1 pseudogene is annotated in these 443 nt (G+C 63.7%); it reads right to left on the reverse strand.

Annotation, left to right across the window (positions count from 1 at the left end):
- Positions 1–65: 65 nt before the first annotated feature.
- A pseudogene (locus EN994_RS34975) lies at positions 66–443 on the reverse strand (cytosine deaminase); the annotation flags it as partial.

The following is a 443-nucleotide window of genomic DNA, read 5'->3' on the forward strand; positions in this document are numbered from 1 at the left end:
CCAACGACATTTCCGCCATATCGCTGAAGAAGATCGCCGAGGCCGCTCTGTGGAACGGTTTCGAAGGAAAGATCCTCGTCGGCATGGAAATCGAGATCGAGGCCATGCTTGATGGCCTGCGCGAAGACGTGATCGAGCAGCTCTTCGAGGTCCGGCGCCATATAGGTGACGACACCGAGCACGCCCTTTGCCGCGGCAACCCTCTTTGCCAGCCTGTCGAACCACTTTTTGTTGCGCACGCCTTCGACGCCGAGCAGGCAGGCGCCCTGCAACTCGATGCGGCCGCGCCATTCCTCGCGCATCGCCTCGAACGCCGGCCAGGAGATTTCCTCCTGCGGCGCGACGCTGTCGATGTGGGTGCGCAGCGCCCTTGTGCCATGGGCGTAGGCGCAGCGCAGCGAGAAATCCATCCGCCGCGCCAAATCCTCGGCGCTCCAGCGTGC

It is taken from the genome of Mesorhizobium sp. M7A.F.Ca.CA.002.09.1.1, from assembly GCF_003998555.1.
Classification (GTDB): Bacteria; Pseudomonadota; Alphaproteobacteria; order Rhizobiales; family Rhizobiaceae; genus Mesorhizobium; species Mesorhizobium ciceri.